At 38.9% G+C, this 16,336-nt stretch carries 18 protein-coding genes; 2 read left to right on the top strand and 16 right to left on the bottom strand.

Annotation, left to right across the window (positions count from 1 at the left end; all coding sequences use genetic code 11):
- Positions 1-3: 3 nt before the first annotated feature.
- Genes J7E67_RS07215 through J7E67_RS07200 form a run of 4 tightly spaced genes read right to left on the bottom strand, consistent with a single transcriptional unit; the run spans position 4 to position 3,952 of the window.
- Entirely contained in the window at positions 4-1,017 is a 1,014-nt protein-coding gene (locus J7E67_RS07215) for a sugar kinase (protein WP_214715860.1), read from the bottom strand.
- On the bottom strand, positions 1,010-1,765 hold the full coding sequence (gene dagF, locus J7E67_RS07210; protein WP_214715862.1) for a 2-dehydro-3-deoxy-phosphogluconate aldolase: 756 nt from the start codon (positions 1,763-1,765) through the stop codon (positions 1,010-1,012). Before dagF ends, J7E67_RS07215 begins: the two co-directional genes overlap by 8 nt.
- Complete coding sequence (locus J7E67_RS07205) at positions 1,762-2,871, bottom strand: DgaE family pyridoxal phosphate-dependent ammonia lyase (RefSeq protein ID WP_214715864.1); 1,110 nt, start codon at positions 2,869-2,871, stop codon at positions 1,762-1,764. The genes dagF and J7E67_RS07205 overlap by 4 nt, the downstream gene beginning before the upstream one ends.
- Entirely contained in the window at positions 2,849-3,952 is a 1,104-nt protein-coding gene (locus J7E67_RS07200) for an amidohydrolase/deacetylase family metallohydrolase (RefSeq protein WP_214715865.1), read from the bottom strand. Before J7E67_RS07200 ends, J7E67_RS07205 begins: the two co-directional genes overlap by 23 nt.
- Positions 3,953-4,443: 491 nt before the next feature.
- On the opposite strand from J7E67_RS07200, the gene J7E67_RS31800 reads away from it, so the two are divergent.
- Positions 4,444-4,569 (top strand): hypothetical protein, encoded by a 126-nt coding sequence (locus J7E67_RS31800; RefSeq protein WP_285290592.1) that lies wholly within the window; start codon positions 4,444-4,446, stop codon positions 4,567-4,569.
- A 69-nt stretch (positions 4,570-4,638) separates the two neighbouring features.
- Here the strand turns inward: J7E67_RS31800 and J7E67_RS07195 are convergent, their stop codons facing one another.
- From J7E67_RS07195 to J7E67_RS07180, 4 genes are all read right to left on the bottom strand, one after another.
- A complete protein-coding gene (locus J7E67_RS07195; RefSeq protein WP_251026617.1) occupies positions 4,639-4,905 on the bottom strand; it encodes a M14 family zinc carboxypeptidase in 267 nt (88 codons plus the stop codon).
- 353 nt (positions 4,906-5,258) lie between these two features.
- Positions 5,259-6,188 carry a glutaminase A gene (gene glsA, locus J7E67_RS07190; protein ID WP_214715866.1) on the bottom strand — a complete coding sequence of 310 codons (930 nt, stop codon included), beginning with the start codon at positions 6,186-6,188 and terminating at the stop codon, positions 5,259-5,261.
- Between the two features lie 179 nt (positions 6,189-6,367).
- Positions 6,368-6,589, bottom strand: coding sequence for a YdbC family protein (locus J7E67_RS07185; protein WP_214715867.1), 222 nt, complete (start codon positions 6,587-6,589; stop codon positions 6,368-6,370).
- Positions 6,590-6,871: 282 nt separating this feature from the next.
- Complete coding sequence (locus tag J7E67_RS07180; RefSeq protein ID WP_214715868.1) at positions 6,872-7,765, bottom strand: LysR family transcriptional regulator; 894 nt, start codon at positions 7,763-7,765, stop codon at positions 6,872-6,874.
- 160 nt (positions 7,766-7,925) lie between these two features.
- Here J7E67_RS07180 and J7E67_RS07175 point away from each other — a divergent pair, with 160 nt between their 5' ends.
- The gene (locus J7E67_RS07175; RefSeq protein ID WP_214715869.1) at positions 7,926-8,825 is read left to right on the top strand and encodes a PhzF family phenazine biosynthesis protein; all 900 of its coding nucleotides are present in this window, start codon (positions 7,926-7,928) and stop codon (positions 8,823-8,825) included.
- A gap of 384 nt (positions 8,826-9,209) precedes the next feature.
- On the opposite strand, the gene J7E67_RS07170 is transcribed toward J7E67_RS07175, so the two are convergent.
- From J7E67_RS07170 to J7E67_RS07135, 8 genes are all read right to left on the bottom strand, one after another.
- Positions 9,210-9,347: a hypothetical protein gene (locus J7E67_RS07170; protein WP_214715871.1), complete on the bottom strand. Its 138-nt coding sequence runs from the start codon at positions 9,345-9,347 to the stop codon at positions 9,210-9,212.
- Positions 9,348-9,460: 113 nt separating this feature from the next.
- The gene (locus J7E67_RS07165) at positions 9,461-9,631 is read right to left on the bottom strand and encodes a helix-turn-helix domain-containing protein (protein ID WP_214715872.1); all 171 of its coding nucleotides are present in this window, start codon (positions 9,629-9,631) and stop codon (positions 9,461-9,463) included.
- Positions 9,632-9,783: 152 nt separating this feature from the next.
- Positions 9,784-10,992, bottom strand: a complete 1,209-nt coding sequence (locus tag J7E67_RS07160; protein ID WP_214715873.1) for a cytochrome P450 — start codon at positions 10,990-10,992, stop codon at positions 9,784-9,786.
- A 134-nt stretch (positions 10,993-11,126) separates the two neighbouring features.
- Positions 11,127-11,861, bottom strand: coding sequence for a dethiobiotin synthase (gene bioD / locus J7E67_RS07155; protein ID WP_214715874.1), 735 nt, complete (start codon positions 11,859-11,861; stop codon positions 11,127-11,129).
- Positions 11,858-13,030, bottom strand: coding sequence for an 8-amino-7-oxononanoate synthase (gene bioF / locus J7E67_RS07150; RefSeq protein ID WP_214715875.1), 1,173 nt, complete (start codon positions 13,028-13,030; stop codon positions 11,858-11,860). Before bioF ends, bioD begins: the two co-directional genes overlap by 4 nt.
- The gene (gene bioA, locus J7E67_RS07145) at positions 13,020-14,378 is read right to left on the bottom strand and encodes an adenosylmethionine--8-amino-7-oxononanoate transaminase (RefSeq protein ID WP_214715876.1); all 1,359 of its coding nucleotides are present in this window, start codon (positions 14,376-14,378) and stop codon (positions 13,020-13,022) included. Before bioA ends, bioF begins: the two co-directional genes overlap by 11 nt.
- Positions 14,359-15,144 (bottom strand): 6-carboxyhexanoate--CoA ligase, encoded by a 786-nt coding sequence (gene bioW, locus J7E67_RS07140; RefSeq protein WP_214715877.1) that lies wholly within the window; start codon positions 15,142-15,144, stop codon positions 14,359-14,361. Before bioW ends, bioA begins: the two co-directional genes overlap by 20 nt.
- Before the next feature lie 448 nt (positions 15,145-15,592).
- Positions 15,593-16,015: a CBS domain-containing protein gene (locus J7E67_RS07135; RefSeq protein WP_214715878.1), complete on the bottom strand. Its 423-nt coding sequence runs from the start codon at positions 16,013-16,015 to the stop codon at positions 15,593-15,595.
- Positions 16,016-16,336 lie beyond the last annotated feature (321 nt).

Raw genomic sequence — 16,336 nt, 5'->3', positions numbered from 1 at the left:
CCTTCATCTCTTTATATCATCAATGGTTCCGGCCATGGCGGACAAGATCTCATCTTCCGTCGACATCGGGGTATCGCCAACAATGGTGCAGGCCAACATTCCTGCTGCAGCTGCAAACCGGACTGTTTTCTCAGGTGAAAATCCCGCCAGCTCCCCATGTAAAATCCCGCTAGTAAAAGCATCTCCGGCTCCAATTCGATCATACACGGAAAAAGAAATCTTTTCTGAGAAGTGAAACTGCCCATCTTTATACAAATATCCCCGTATAGAATGGGTGTTATCACTATTAATCCCTCGGTGTGTTCCCGCAATCGTTTGAATATCGAAGTGTTTTGCCACCTTAGGAATGAGGTCTTTCAGCTGTTCCTCCCGGGAGGTTTCTGCTGTCTCCATTCCTAAAATATACATCGCATCTTTTTCATTCATCATGACGATATCAGCCAAAGCCAGCATGTCTTCATAATGAGGTTTCGCCCCACTGTACCCTCCCTCCCATAAGGAAGGGCGGTAATTACAATCGAAACAAACCAATCCGCCTTTTTCTTTTAGCTTTTTAGCCAGCTCTTTCATACTAGCACGAACACCATCGGTCATGGCAAGCGTAATACCGCAAAAGTGAATAATATCTGTTTGTTCGGCAATCAAATCCAGATCGTAATCCGAAACATGAGCGGTATTAAAGCTGCTTTCCAGGCGATTGGTATAGGTAACCCGGCTCGCCCGCTGTCCAAAACCATTTTCTAAAAAATACAACCCTAGATATTTTCCGCCTCTAGAAACAAATTTCCGATTGATTCCCAATCGCTGTAAGAAAGAAATGGCTGCATCACCTAAAGGATTCTCTGGTAATTTCGTCACAAGATAGCCATCATAGCCTAGCTTGGTCATCGCAGAAGCAACGTTTACTCCCGTGCCTGAAAAAGAGTATTGTAATGTGTTAGCTTGAGTCAGTAATTCATATCCCGGCACCTGCAAACGCATCATTACTTCACCGAATGCAACAATTTTTTCAGGCATGTTTTTCAACCAATTTTTTTGTAATGGCGAGTAGTGTCCTCACATCTTCCGGGTTTGTTTTTCCAGTTTCTTTATTAATAATAGAAGAATAAACATGAGGAATAATTTTAGGCACTTTTGCTTCCATGGCGATTTCTAGAATGGTCTCAAAATTAGCTAAATCAATTCCGCCAGTTGGCTCTAACGCAAACCCTTCTTCACCGCAAGCTTTCGCAACTGCACGGAACTCTTCCACATACTTTAATCCCTTCATAGGGAAGTATTTCAAAGCATTTCCACCCATATCCCGCACCAATGCAATCGCCGCTTTAATGGGAACAATCGCTGTTTCTCCCGCTGCTGCACTTACAGGACCAGTGGAAATATTCACATAGCCTACTTTTCCTGTTGGAGATACAAGAGAATTAATCCAGCTATCATTCTCGCCTAAATTGGCACGTGTTGCCCCAACCGCCGGAAACACTTGATTGATATGACTTCCCGGATAGTATTTGGCGATTTCCGCTACCACTGCTGCTTGTTTATTATCCCCAGCGCCAAGGCCAATTGATACGGCTTCATCAATCGCTGCCCCGTATTCCTTCATCGCTGTCACAGCAGCCTCTACCGTAGGATAATCCTTGGAAAGCACCCCAACTAGTACATGACCTTCCGCCGCTTCAAAAACTTCGACTGCATTTTCAATGCTATTAGCTAGAACATTCAATGCAACACGGTTGTGATAAAAACGTTTTTCAATGTTTGTCATTGTTCGCTTCCTCCTAAAATCGCTCTTAATTGGGCTTCAATTACGTATAGATCGTCACCCTGTAATGGACGTGGATCAAGATCGAAAAAGCCTTGTCGAATTCCGTAATCACGGGTATAGATTGCAATTTCACCATTTCTTAGCTTGTCATTTACTTCCCTCGCAGTTGTTTTCGTCACAGCCGGATCAATTTGAATACGACCTCTGAAAATGGCACGGCCAGCTTCATCCTGTACAATCGTTACCTTTACACCCTCAATGGATTCAAGTGATTTGAGAACTGCCAGACTGGCTTTTTCCTTTTCGCTATTGTCGATCTTGACAAAATACTCATCCAATGCCTGCAAAAGTCCAAAGGTTGTTTCTTTACCGACCTTCATGCTTCTGCCGGTGCAGTGCAATTGAACCTTTACCCAATCGATATATTTTTGTTTTCCGGCAACGATCCCGGATGTTGGACCTTCAATCGCCTTCGAGCCGCTGTATATCGCTAAATCAGAAACTTGTACATATTTCTTCAAATCTTCCTCTGCAGCTGCATCGACAATCAATGGAACATGATTCGCTTGCGCCACTTCCCATGCTTCTTCAACCGAAATCATATTTTTTTGAACAGCGTGGTGGGATTTGACGAAAAGAATCGCCGCCGTATTTTCAGTAATGGCATCCGCAATGTGCTCCGCTTTGCCCTCATTGGCATAACCGACTTCCACTAATTTTCCGCCGCCGAGAAAAACCATCGTTTCCACCGGAGCCCCGTATTGAACGTTATGGCCCTTCAGCATGATGATTTCATTTTTTTGAATCGTTTCTTGATGAAGTCTTTCGCTTCTTCGTCTGTTTCCTTCAGTCACGATTGCTGCTACCGAAAGAGCGATTCCACTCGATGCTGAGTTCACGACAACCGCTGCCTCTGATTGAAGCAGCCGAGCGATATGCTGTCCTGCTTTATCGACTAAATCAGCGATTTCAACATAATTTTGCCCGCCTATTTTCATGGCTTCCATTACGGTGTCTGTTGGAGCCGAAACACCTAAAATACTCATCCGGCCGCTTGCATTGATAACCCTTTTCAAACCATATTTAGCATTCAATGTATTCTCCATTGATTACCACTCCTTTTACGACAATATTCTGCTCTGCTGTTCGTTCTTCTCCTTCAGAATCCATCAACTGAGTCACTTCATCCTCTATAGAAAATAATGTGAGGTTAGCTAAATCTCCCGCTGAAATTCTTCCGAGTGCCGGCTTATTCAACCAGTCTGCCGCTTTAACTGTAACGGCATCAATGACCTCTTTTAAGGGATATCCTAAATACAAAAATTTAGATAGTACACTGGCCATACTATAAACTGGACCGTGCAAGCGATTTTTCCGATAGATATCCGTGCTGATCGTATCGAAGTGAATACCATACTCCTTCGCCTGCTCTGCCATTTGGAAAGAGAAGCTTGCATTTCCATGGCCAACATCCAAATGTACTCCCCGTTTAATGGCATCCAGCAGCTTCGGAAGAGGTTTTCCATCTTCATCAAATAAATTATTGGCTTTCCCATTTAAGTAATGGGTGATAATGTCCTTTTTCTCAAGTAAATCGAGGACATCATTAATATCCGGCGGTCCTGAACCAATATGAACCATCAGCGGCAACTCAGTGTCCTTTGAAAATTTACGGGCCACTTTTAATGGTTCTACTCCATTTGGACCTACGACACTTTTACTAATTCTCGCTTTCAGTCCAACAATAAAATCTTTGTGTTTGGCTATGGCCTCTTTTAATGCATCCTCATCCAGCCATGAAAGGTCGGATAGCTCATCGATTCTCTTAAGGCCAATTCGTGAAATATTTAAAAAGGCAAAAACATTCGTTTTCGACTTTTTAAAGCTGTTAACTAAGTCAGGCAAACGATCAGCGCCAGTACTGCCGGCATCAACAATCGTTGTTACTCCTGTTTTATAGCCAATCTCATCCACTTCATCCCCATATGGATTAAATTCTGGAAAGGCATGGACATGCATATCAATCCAGCCGCTGGAAACAATTACTTTATGATTAAAGTCAATTGCCTCCCCGCCATTTCCAGTTCCCGCCGGAACAATGTTTTGGATTTTTTTATTTTCTACTTTGATGTCTACAGAATTTCCATTGACTAGTTTTACATTCTGTAATACAAAACAATCTTTCATTTCCCTCATCCTTTTCGGTAAACCTAATAAAATGGGTACTTGTATACGATTACATCTACCTCTTTTGTTTTTCTTACAAGAGTAGGTTACCACGTATTTTCATTCCAGTCAATATAACGTTATAATGTTTAATCTATTTTATACCTTCTATATAATCTTTTCGAACTTATAATTCATTACTCATTTCTTAATAAAAGCAAATACAAGCACAAAAAATGCCCCAAAAGGTACTTTTGGTACATCTTTTATTGGTAAATTTTTAAACCAACCTTATATATTTAGAACCGCAGATTCATTACATATTTTTTCTTTTTTTCACAATTATAGAATGATAACTTTTTCTTCCGTGACCACGCCAACATCAAAAAAATCCTAAAGTAGTTGAAAATGCATTAAAAGCTCTTAATGAAGGGGATCAGTATGTCGAAAATCATAAAGAGGAAACCGCAAAACTTGAATTTGAACAATTGAGACTGCCAGAGGATGGTGTATTGAAGGATCTTGAAAGAAATAATTATGTACTTGGCTTTACGAAAGAAGATGCTAACCATATCGAGGAGTTGAAAAAATGGATGGAGGAAAAGAAGATATTTACTAATTCTCTCGACTTAAAATGAATTTCCATGCCTGTCACGCCCGAAGTTTAAACACCAACGGATTATTATTAGAAGTGCCTATTACATAGCTTACAATGGAACCATCGTAAAGTACTCGAGTGTCATGGCACCAATAGGTTCATTAGGGTGAGGACAGGCAAAGCATAAAGCATTCTTTGGACCATCTCCAATTTTCATACATAAAATCGAATGTCCCTTTCGAGATTTTCCAGCCTCAAATACGGTAACGAGATCGGGAAACTCATTAGCAAGCTTCCTGCAGCTCTCATCCATTTCATCTATAGTCAGAAAAGCTTTATAATCAGGAACATTAGCAACAACAGATTGGAAATTCATGTAATAGTTTCCTTTCATTTCATTTAAGTATTTCATGGCTTCATAATGTGTCCATGCTATACGGTAGAGCAACACAGATATATGGTAGCATAGTTTCAAAACAACTTGCATGTATCAATTATAAATTTAACTTGTCCCTTGTTATTGATAATAATAAAAAGGAAAAGGACCAAACCTGGTCCTTTTTGATACACTTCATTTATTAGACATATTCCCATTTGAGGGAACAATGGCAGGTTTGGGTCAGGAGTCTTTGACCATTCGATATAATACCGGTAATCCACTAGACATTTAATAAAATCCGTCATATAACAATTGTATTTTCTGACAGCTTCCATTACTTCAGCTCTACCTTAAAACATACTCAGTTGATAATTTCTTGATAAAAGTTCCAAAAGTTTAAGTCCAGCAACACTGTTCCCTTTTTCATCCAATGCAGGCCCGAAAATTCCAATTCCAAATTTACCAGGAACAGCCCCCATGATTCCGCCTGATACACCACTTTTAGCCGGAATACCTATTTTTATGGCGAATTCGCCCGATGCATTATACATTCCGCACGTAACCATAAAAGTTTTGCAAATTCTTGCTACATCGTCGGGCATAAACCGTTTTCCGTTAAGAGGATCCACTCCATCCATCGCAAAAATCATGCCGATTCTCGCTAAATCCAAACAATTCATTTCGACAGCACACTGTTTTGTGTATAAATCCAATAATGTTTCAACATCTTCAGTGATGATTTTATGCTGTTTGAGAAAATAACATAATGCCCGGTTTAAATCAGCAGATTCAAATTCGGATCGGGCTACCTTCTCACTATATCCAACCGAAGGGTCGCCGGACAATTCCCGGATAAAGCCTAATAACCGATTAAACCGATCCTCTACTGAATCCCCTTTAATCATATGAGTCACCACAAGTGCCCCTGCATTGATCATCGGGTTTAATGGTTTAGCTGGTGCCATTGTTTCTAATTTGGCAATAGAATTAAACGGATCTCCAGTAGGCTCCATCCCAACCCGTTCAAATACATAACGAAAACCTCTTTCCATTAAAACAAGAGCTAAGCTTATTACCTTTGAGATACTTTGGAGCGTAATCTTTTTATCAATATCCCCCGCTGAGATACATCTTCCGTCAGGATAATTAATAGCAATAGACAAATCACCTGGATTTGCTTTAGCCAGCTCGGGAATATAGTCTGCAACCTTGCCATCTTTTGTATATCTTTTTGCATCTTCCACTAATCGCCGTAAATCGTCACTTTTTTGACATGGCATTATCCATCACCCATAGTAGTATGGGCGAATGATAGGGCGAGCATTCCATTAGAAAAAAACAAAAATGTTCACATGAACCCGCTATGTAACCAAACTCAAGTAGAACTATTTTAACGATCTTTAATGAATAAAGAAGGGGCCACCTCATATATAGCTAATGGCCCCAATTCCTGTGCTAATTATAACCCCATCCCATTCAACAAATCCCTTAACGACTTTAGCTCTTCAACCGTCAATGTAACACCTTTTCCCATTTTCTCATGGTCCGGTGCCCATTCACGTAAATCATATTTGGGCTCTTTTCCGTTCCAACTAATCAGATTTAGTTCTTTGCTCCAGCCTTTTGGGGACTTTGAAATTGCCCCAATAGTCTCTTTTATTTCAAATTTAATTTCAGCCATCATCCTTGGCCTCCAATTCATCATTATTTCTTTAGTCATTCTGTTCATCAATGCTCAAATATTTCATTTTTAAATTTTCTTTGCTCTGGACCCGAGCTCCCCCAATTAGGCAGTACACCACAATAGTTGCCTAATCCCTCCATCGAAAAATTTTTTTTTTAAAAGAGTGGTATTTATAAAATTACTTTTGAAATTATGGTTGGAGGGAAATGCTGGTTCCCAACTTTGCACTAAAGTATATACCATAATTACCACTTCCTCTGTCCTAGGAACTTTGTAATCCTAGAGATAGGGTTTGTTATTTTCGCTATTTGTTTTCACAAATTTCTGCGAGGCAATTATGAATTCTTTTACAGCAGGCGTACAATCCTTCCTAGACTTTACTGCTAATCCAATAGTACGATAGGTTTCAGGAACAAGTTCAACAGTAGAAACTTGCGTTAACCAATTTGGTAATGTTAATTGAGGAATCACTGTTAGCCCCAGTCCTTCTTGAACCATTGAAATTATGGTTTGATTATCTTCCACCTCAAAATGAATATTAGGCTGTAATCCATTTGATTGAAACCTTTCCTTGACCAGCACCTCACAGCCTGCCTTTGGCATGATAAAGGGTTCCTGCGATAACTGCTCTATGGTTAAGGACTTATGTTCACGGAAAGGGTGATCGCTAGGTACTAGCACAACTAATTTATCTTTTAAAAGAGGAATCGTCTCCAACCTTTTAACCGGCAACGATACAAATCCAATATCAATAACTCCATTTTCTACCCATTCAGTAATTTCGTCATAGCTCCCCTCATATAGCTCCAACTCAATCCCTTCATACCTGCTTTTGAAATAAGATATAATGCCAGGCAATAATTTAGCTGAAGTGCTTGGAAAACTTCCTATCTTGATTTTACCCATTTCTATCCCAAGAATAGCAGCCGTCTTTTGTTTAATCTGTTCCGACTCTGAAACTATATTTCTCATATGTCCAATAATCCGTTTTCCTGCATCCGTCAATGAAACTCCATTTCTGCCTCTATTTAAAAGAATAATCCCCAGTTCTGACTCCAAAGCAGATATATTATGACTGACACCAGATTGTGTGAGTCCTAAATTTCCGCCAGCCTTCGTAAAATTTCCAGTGTCTACAACCTTAAGAAATACTTCAAATTGAAAAAGCGACATGGTTTCCTCCTTAATTTATCTAAAATACGGGGCACGTATTTATTCTTGAGATAGATTTACATGAAAATTTCCCATGTATTCAATTCATAATATTCATTTTACTTATACAAAATTAGTGCATATGATTAAAGTACAAAAGATCATTTCAAGGAGGAGAAACATGAAACAAATCCCGGTTTACCATATTGATGCTTTTACTGATGTATCGTTTGGTGGAAATCCTGCGGGGGTTATTCCCGATGCGAAAAATTTAAGGGAGGAAGACATGAAAAAAATTGCAAATGAATTGAACCTCCCAGAGTCTGTTTTTTTAATGGCTTCTTCTCATCCACATGCAGATTTTAAAGTAAAATATTTTACACCGCTTGAGGAAATCAATTTTTGCGGCCATGCAACAATTGGTCTTTCCTGGTTACTTGGAACCAAATACAATTGGTTAAATAAAGCTGATCAGATTGTATTTGAAACCAACGTAGGACTGATTCCAGTAAAATGGATAAAAGAAAACAATCAACTTATTAGTGTTTCTATGACCCAGATCGCTCCAAAAGTCAAAGAAATCGAAATCAATAAAGACACGCTTGCCCAACTAGTCGGTATTCAAACAACTGATCTAGATGAAAGATATCCAATTAAACTAAGCAATACTGGAAACTGGCATCTTCTTGTTCCAGTGAAAACACGTAAAGCCATTGATTTAGCTGAGCCGCAACTAAAAGAGTTAGGCAGCATGAATCGGGAGCATAATATTTCAACCACTCATTTATTTACCTTTGATACAAATGGGGAGTTTGATATTTATACAAGGGATTTCGCCCCTGGTATCGGAATCAATGAGGATCCTGTAACTGGTGCAGCAAATGGTGCATTAGCCGGGTATTTGTTTTTAGAAGGATTTCTTTCAAAAAAGCAACCTCATCAACTTAAAATTGGTCAAGGTCATGCAATTGGCAGACCGGGTACATTATATATAACGATTCATTCGGAAAATAATGAACCAATCATTGACGTAGCTGGAACAGCAGTAATAACGATTGAAGGGAATATCAACATTTTATAAAGATACTATCTTATCTTTAGGTGCAACATACTTTTCTCTCATTTTTTTCACAGCATATGCATCTATATACTAATTAAGAGGAGCCTGTCCCAATTGAGTTTAAAAAAAGCGACTGGCTCCACTATTATTATTTTACCATCCCTTTTCGAAGTGCGCTGACTACAACCTGGGCCATCATGTCCCCGTAATCCCACTGCCCAGCAGCTGTTAAATTCCGCTCCACATTCTAAAATTCTATAACTTTATTTTCAAAGTAAGGTATGTACTCTATTAGTTTTTAATAGTCACCCTTCAGTTCCCCCATTGCTAATTATTGCATCGGATTTTTATAATCATTAACCAACACCTGGACTTCATCATTTTCGTGAATGATTCCAGGCCTTTCTACTGCACATACGATCCCCCGCCGCTTATAACCAGAACAGATTCAACACCTAATTCTTCTGCAATCCTGTCTAATTCTTCCACAGACACAATCGTTATTTGGCGGTGGTTTAGAATCTCTGTTTCTCTTGGATACATCGGCTGTCTTAGATTCCGTGCCTGTCACGCCCCGGAGTTTGATGAATTTTGTCGAAAAAGACAAACAGTGCCCTCCATTATTTGCCATTAAAAATAGCCCTTGAATAAAGAGCTCACTGTTCGCGATGCATCTCCCCAGATTTATACCATCTCATCCACGTTTTAATCTGAGAAATATTTATGATCCCATACTTATCCATAATCTCTCTATTTGTTAATTTACCTTCAATTTTATCTTTGACTACCGCCCATTTGGTTTCTCCTGAATATACGTTTTTGCCCAAGCAAAAACACCTCCGATAAATGTACTGATAACAGTGCAACATTTAGGAGGTGTTTTATATTGTCTTATTTACTTAGGTTAGTCCAAGTTTGTGTCCGTTTTCTTTTACCGTACGTATTCACCATTCCAAATATGCAATCTCTAAATCCTAACTCAGTCAAATATAATTTGCAGTTCGTTTAACGATCTAAACCCAATCATTTTTCGCCATTGCAAGTCAGGAGCCGCTAATTGAAGGTTGTCTTTCCAGTCCAGGAGTGATTTAATCGTAATTTGTGTTTCTAACCGTGCCAACGGGGCACCTAAACAAAAATGCGTGCCATATCCAAATGCAAGATGGGGATTCGGATTCCTCGTTATGTCGAATAAATGAGGATCATGGAATTTATTCGAATCGCGATTGGCAGCTCCCAAAAGGATATATACCTGGTCGCCTTTTTTAATAGTTGTTTGATGAATCTCGATATCCTCCGAAGCAATCCGAGCGGTCATCTGTGTTGGACTCTCATAGCGCAAAAACTCCTCAACCGCCCCTTCAATAAGTAATGGTTTTTCCTTTAGGTCCATCAGTTGATGAGGATGTTTCAATAAGGTAAGGATTGAATTGCTGATAAGATTGACTGTTGTCTCATGACCGGCAATAACAAGTAAAATGCAGGTTGCCAATAATTCCTCGTCTGTTAACCTGTCCCCTTGCTGTTCCTCCTTTATTAACATGCTGATAAGGTCCTCTTCAGGGCTGTGTTTCCGTCTTTTAATCAGTTCTTTAAAATAATCCCTTAAGATTATAGTAATTGCATTCCCATTGTCTAACGCCTTTCTCGAACGGGTAAAATCAATGGTTTGAATTAAGCTTGCCGCCCATTCTCTAAATTGATATCGCTCTTCTTGAGGTACTCCTATTATTTTCGCTATAATGAGACTTGCTAAAGGAAACGCTAAATCGGAAACCACATCCATTGTTTTCTTATTTTGAAACTGTTGCAGTAAATCGTTTACCGTTTCTTGGATATAAGGACGAAGATGTTCCACCATTCTAGGAGTAAATACGTTACTAACCAGTAAACGCAACCGCTTATGGTCTGGTTGATTTTTAAAAAGCATCATGTCATTTTGGGTGTTTTTTAGCCGCTCATATTTTTTTGAAGTCTGAGGCAGCGGGATGCGATTTTTAAATCTAGTATCTTTAAGAATCGCTATCGCCTCTTCGTATCCTGTCACGTACCATCCTGGATATTTTAATAGATTTCCCCAATAGATCGGATGAATGGAACGCAGCTTATCGTAAAATGGATAAGGATTTTTAAAAAACTCAGGAGAAGTAAATGAAAATGGTATGGTTTGATTTAAATCGGTTGTCATGTCACGCCCCCTAAAATACGATCACGATCGTTTTACAGAGATGTGTAACTCACATCTCTGTAAAACTCTTAAATTTATCTCATCTGGACATTCTAAGATTGAAAGGGCCTCCTAATTTGTTACTTCCTTCCCATCTAACACTTGATCTTCAAGTTCCATCCATTTATACATTTTCCTACCTCCATTTGATTGATTAGTAATGTCACATCTATGTGATCCTTTACCATTTTTTGAATGTTATCTTTTGTTATTTCTTTAAGTTTAGGTGTGATGCCTAATATAGGCACACCACATAACTCTTCAATTAGTTTCGGGTTTGTTTTTTCCGCAAGATCAGGACTTTCACTTATGCCGTTGATCACGATTCCGGCAATCGTCAGACCTAGGCTTTTTGCGTATTGAACCGTTAGAAAAATATGATTTACTGTACCAAGATTAGGTCGGGCTACAAGCACGATTGGCAGCTGTAACGCCTGAATTAAGTCACTAACTAAGAAATGTTCACCCAGTGGGACTGAAATACCGCCAGCACCTTCTACGATGAAGAATTCATGTTTTCCTCTAATCTTTTCCCAGTGACTTAATACATCTTCAATCCCCACTATCTTCCCTTCTAGCTTCCCTGCAACATACGGTGCAAGTGGTTCTTTAAATTCAAAAGGGGTAATCTCTTCATAGGATAAAGATGTTTGTGACAGTTGCTTCAGTAAGCTTGTATCACTTTCTGGATCTTCACGTGAAGTACCGCTCAACAATGGCTTAAATACGCCAACATCCACATTTTTCTCTTTTAATACAGCTGCAAGTCCACTAGAAATAATGGTTTTTCCAACTCCTGTATCTGTTCCTGTTACAAAAAAACCGTTCATTTAATCATGTTCAACTCTTTTCCGATGAAATTAAAGGACTCTAGCAAGTAATCGATTTCTTTTGAACCATGGTCGGAGGAGACTGTTAACCGGATACGACTTTCTCCAATTGGGACGGTTGGTGGACGAATCGCTGGTGCATGTATTCCTTTTTCCTGTAATTTTTTCGCAAATTGTACAGCCTTTTCGGTATCCCCAATGATTACAGGAATAATCGGTGTAAGATCCCCCTTCACGGTATAACCCATTTCTTCAAGACTGATTTTTATTTTTTTTACATTTGAAAATAACAGTTGGCGTATTTCTTTACTATCTTCAATTATCTCTATGGCTGCATACGAAGCAGCACAGATTGCCGGCGGCATGGCTGTTTGAAAAATAAAGGTTCTCGCATGGTTTAACAGAAAATCAATTAACACCTTCGAACCAGCAACAAAACCACCCTCCGTACCAACAGCTTTGCTTAAGGTTCCAATCACCACATCAGGATGAACACCAAAATATTCACTTGTGCCCCTGCCATTTTCTCCTAAAACACCTGTTGCGTGTGCATCATCAACAATAACGTAGGCATGATAGCGTTTAGCAAGTGAGAGCATCTGATCAAGAGGTGCAATCGTACCATCCATACTAAATACTCCATCTGTTACAATAAAACGCCGCTGATATGACGCTGTTTCCTTCAACTTTTCTTCAAGATCACCCATATCGACATGGCTATAAATGACTGTGTCAGCATTGGATAGCCGGCAGCCATCGATAATACTGGCATGATTTAATTGATCACTTAAAATGACATCCCCTTTTTCAGGCAATGACGATAGCACACCGACATTCGCTAAATAACCGCTTGAAAACAGGAGAGCTTCCTCCGTTTGCTTGAAGCTTGCAATTCTTTCTTCAAGTTTTTGATGCCATTCAGTGTGACCTGTAGTTAACCTTGAGCCACTGCTTCCTACTCCAAAATCATGTAGGCTCGTTTCTGCCGCATAAACCAATCGTCGATCATTCGCCAGCCCTAAATAATTATTTGATGAAAAGACGATCTGTCTCTGACCATCAATCAACATCTCAGGAAGCGGAGCCGTATTCATTGTTCGAAACTTTCGATACAAACCAGCCTCTTTGGTCTTGTCTAATCGATGGCTTAACCATCTATCAAGCTCCAACACTCGTCACTCCATTTGTTACCTCATTGATGGCTTCTTTCATGATCATGACCATCGCTTTAATTTCTTCCCTAGTACTAACAAGCGGAGGAAAAAATACAATGACATCACCTAATGGTCTCGTTAACATACCAAGCTCTCTCATTTTTAAAGTAACCTGATAACCTACTCGTTTATGAGCAGAAAAGGGCTCCTTTGTTTCCTTTGAGTAAACAAGCTCTATTCCACACATAAAACCAAGTTGCCTAATATCCCCAACGTGCGGAAGCGATTGCAGCTCTTGTAGGAGTAAATGGAGATACTCTGCCTTTTTGGCTACCTGTTCTACAATATTTTCAGATTCAAACAAACGTAAATTTTCAATTGCAACTGCACATCCAAGCTGATTTCCTGTATAAGAATGACCGTGGAACAACGTTTTTAACTTTTCATAGTCATCATAGAATGCCATATAGATTTCCTCTGTTGTCAATGTACCAGCAATTGGCAAATAGCCTCCTGTAATCCCTTTCCCAACTGCCATTATGTCTGGTTGGACACCTTCGTGTTCACAGGCAAACATTTTCCCCGTACGTCCAAATCCAGCCGCTACTTCATCAACAATCATTAAGACATCATATTTTGTACAAAGCTTACGTACACCTGCCAAAAATCCTTCTGGCATCACAATCATACCTCCGGCTCCTTGGACCATTGATTCAATAGTAAGTGCAGCGATTTCTTGGTGATTTTCATTCAGGAGCTGTTCAAGTATATCTAAACATTCATCGCGGCACTGTACAGGATCACCACTCTTAGAGTGATATACGTAAGGAATTGGTGCTTTAAAACTCTCAAACATTAATGGGCCGTACACTTGATGGTAAAGCTCGATTGAACCAACACTAACGGCCCCAATCGTATCGCCATGATAGCCATTTTGCATCGCTATAAATTTTTGTTTCTCTGGCCTACCAATATTCATCCAATATTGAAACGCCATCTTAAGAGCAATTTCCATCGCTTCTGCTCCACTATCTGAATAAAAGACACGCGTTAACTTTTCAGGACTTATTTCAATTAGTTTTTCAGCAAGCTCTGTTGCTGGAACATTTGTCATCCCCAACAATGTAGAGTGGGCTATTTTTTCAAGTTGTTTCTTAATCGCTTGATCCAATTCTTTTTTTCGGTGGCCATGTACATTGAGCCACAAAGCAGAAAATCCATCATAATATTCCTTACCATAAATGTCTTTTACTTTAATTCCGTTTCCACTCTCAATAATGAAAGGATTTTCATCATAATCTTTCATTTGAGTGAAAGGCAGCCAAAGATACTTTTTACTTTTTTCAATTAACTCTTGTGTCATTCTCTTCCTCCCAATGAATAAAAATTGGCTGTTTTTCTAAGTAGTGTATGTATGAATGAAGATCGCTTAAGCCATCCACAAAGAAGATTCGACAGCCGTGTTCATCTCCGTATTCTTTTAATTTTGTAATGCGTTGATAGCCTAGCTTTTTACTAGCTACATAGCCTGTTATGTATTCAGGATCATCTGACCAACATAATTCTGCGACAGTAGCTGGGTGCTCATTCACCTTTGTTGCAAGTACAAGTGCCTCCTTCACTCTGGAATTCTTAGGCATCTTATAGTAGTCAGCCCATTTTTCAAAATTCGTGTCCAACCAGTCCATTCTGGAAACACGCAAGCCCTTTTCTTTCCGTTCATCAATTCGTTCACCTGAATGAATATCAATCAAAATAGCGCCCCTGATTCCTGAATATTCAGTCATCAGTTGATACGCTTTTTCAATGCTCGTTCTTGGGATCCCCTCTCTCTCCAAAAGTCTCCTGGCGAATGATTGCCCTTCATCTACTGATTCCACTTCATTTGTCGCAATTTGTAATGGCTTAACTAGTTTTATAGGCTCGTCAATAGATTCAAACTGAATCTGCATAAAATCTGGGTTTCCTCTTGAATGAGTTAAGCCCTTTTCCAATAAAGCATTCACTGCATGTTTCATATTGCTATATGTTGAAAGTAGTTCTCCACCGGATATATGCTTTCCACCATGTTCATGAGGTCCATTCTTGGCAGCTCTCATTCTAATGCTATAATACTTTCCCTCTTGCATACCTTCTACCTCCCAACCTTGTAATTTGTTGTTAATCGAATATCAGCAATCATTTTAAAAATAATTCTGGGGATCTCTGCAATAATTAAAGGCCTAAGTACAATAGTTTTCTAATAGAACTACTATAATAAGCACAGGTTAAAATGTTCGAAATACTTCAATAATCTACTCGCAACAATCCGGTAAATCACTGAAATTCCAACGTTTCAACTACATTCGCCTCTAATTGTAAACCAAAATCAATGATAGGTTAACAATTAGAATAATAAGATAGTTACCCTTTTCTGTCAATATTGTTAACAAAATTGTATTGGTAATTTAAAAGTTATTAAAGAAAAAAAAGGAATAAACCATTTTTAAGTACTTTTAGGTTTATCCCAAATTATTGTCTTGTTTTGGTTTTTCTTTAATAGCTTTTTACAGGTGGAATGGATGTAACTAACAGTTCCTATTGAATCTGTTCAGAAATATGACTTAATGCTTCTCCAGCTTCGTTTACATGAATGTTGACTGTTGATAGATCACCAATCGCACAAATACCAATCATTTCACCATTTTGTACAACTGGAATGCGACGGATTTGATGGTCTGCCATCATACGAGCACATTCATGTACATCTGTATCAGGCGAACAAGTGATTACATCCGAAGTCATACAATCATGGCAATGAACGGAATTGCTGTCTTTCCCATCAGCTACACAATTCAATACAATATCACGATCTGTAATCATTCCAACAACTTTTCTACCTTCACAAACTGGAACAGAACCACAGTTGATATCACGCATTATTCTTGCGGCTACTGTCACAGAGTCATGTGATGCACACACCTTAACATCCTTTGTCATAATGTCTTGTACCATTGTCATTGTTTTTTCCTCCTATTGGTGATTGATTTTTCCTTTGTATTTTCTCCATGCGAATCTAAATTATTACTCAAAATTACACTTTTTATGTGAATCCTATTTATTAATCTCAAAGATTTAAATTCAGATATATATAAATATACAAAGCCGGTGATTATGATAAAGTATTCCCAATTGATAAAAGCCTTTGCTCTCGTTGAGCAAAGGCAACTTTTTTACGGGTTCCTTCTATTATATAATGTTATTTTTCGATTTTCTTTCGTACTCCTTTACTAACTTATAAAGAGTTGTCTTTTTCACCCCTATACCATGCGTCGCCTTCAC

This window comes from Bacillus sp. ISL-46, assembly GCF_018613205.1.
Note: the sequence above shows the minus strand (reverse complement) of the source record. Positions and strands in the feature narration are given on the sequence as shown.